Consider the following 1,676-nt stretch of genomic DNA (forward strand, 5'->3'; position numbering starts at 1 on the left):
AGGTGCTTAAAAAATCAAAATCAAAAAATAATTAAGGATATAGGTATGTGGTTATATAAACATTGTCCGAATTATAAAAATGTGGACAAGATAATATATGAATATTTTAGCAAACATAAAATACACGAAGATTTGATCCTATGTGATGTAGAGGCATATAAGAATACACAAGATGAAAAATATGTATATAATGTTATAAACTCTGTGTCGGAAATGGAGAATATAAGTGAGCAATATTTAGATAAAATAATACTATTACTATACCTAATTAATGATTATGTTCATATAAATTTATGGGCTAGATTGCTCGAAGTTACTTACGAAAAAATTAATAAAAGATATTTAGAAAAGTTGCTATTAAACATAGATAAAACCTTAAAACATACAGGTCTATATACTGATGAATTAGAAAATGAAAAGAATATGGTAAAAGTTTTATCTAGTATTTATATAGATATGTGTAAGTATAAAGGGAAATGTGACTTTATCTATAAGTATGAGGAAAACATTACGAAGTATCTTTTATATGCAAGTTTCCAAAATAAGGATTATACGTATTTGTATGAAGCCTATTTTAATTTATCTGCTATTAATAAAGTGTACACACCTCATATAAATTTAAGCAATGTAGCAACGGTAGATGCTATTAGTGAGATTGGCTTATCTAGAGTAGATAGATTATATATGCAAAAAAAATATCCATTTGAAGAATTATTAAGGAACTTAAACTATATATTAAAAGACTCTCTGATTTATGAAGAAGTAGAAAAAAGTTATCTAACTAAAAGGGCTACTGAAAGTAAAGTAATGTTATATGGTATGTTTTCTAGTGGAAAATCATCCTTCATAAACTCATTGTTAGAAAAAGATGTGCTTAAAGAAGGAGACTTACCTACTACAAGTACATTTACTTTAGTAGGTTGTGAAGAAGATAAAGAACTAGAAAGTAAAATTAAACATTCAATACCTACTAGTAAAGTTGTAGTAGAGCATCAGTTTTTAAAAGAAAACAATATAATGTTTATTGATACACCAGGATTTGAAGATTTAGACTCTAAGCAAGGTCAACTTTCTACAGATAATGCGAACATATGTGATAAGTTTATTGTATTATTAGATGCTACAAGACCTCTAACAGCTTCAGAATTTAATAGAATTAAAAAATTAACAGAGGAAATACCAAATATTAAGCTACTATTCATATTAAATAAGGTTGATTATATAGATGAAGAAGAAGATTCTATAGAAGAAATAGTAGAGGACACTCGTATTAAATTAAGTAAAATATTAGATCGTAAAAAAATTCATATTTATCCATACTCCTGCTACCTAGTTAAAAATGGAGATGAAGATATGAAGAAGGGGCTCTATAATGAAATTTTAAAACTTACAGAAACTAATAAAGCTAATTTGAGACTAGATAATATTACACAGAGTATTGAACTTAGCAAGAGTAAGTTAAAAGAAAAAATATATAAAGAAAATAAAATCCATGAAGATTATATATGTAGCCTTAATCAATCCATGAAAAATATAGAAAATGTTATAAAACTGTTAGCAGAAAAAGAAAGCGAATATACATCCTATATGGAAGACTGTTTAGATAAATTTAAGCTAACAGTAGATGATTATATAAAGGAAAGTATGATTAATATCTTTAATCAGATACCATATAT

The 1,676-nt window shown here is 25.9% G+C and carries 1 protein-coding gene; it reads left to right on the top strand.

Annotated elements, in window-relative coordinates:
- Nucleotides 1–45: 45 nt before the first annotated feature.
- The coding region (locus ACRC03_RS12785) for a dynamin family protein (protein WP_438652962.1) at nucleotides 46–1,676 on the top strand (1,631 nt) is incomplete at its 3' end.

It is taken from the genome of Romboutsia sp. (genome assembly GCF_051659545.1).
Taxonomy (GTDB): Bacteria; Bacillota; Clostridia; order Peptostreptococcales; family Peptostreptococcaceae; genus JBOFOR01.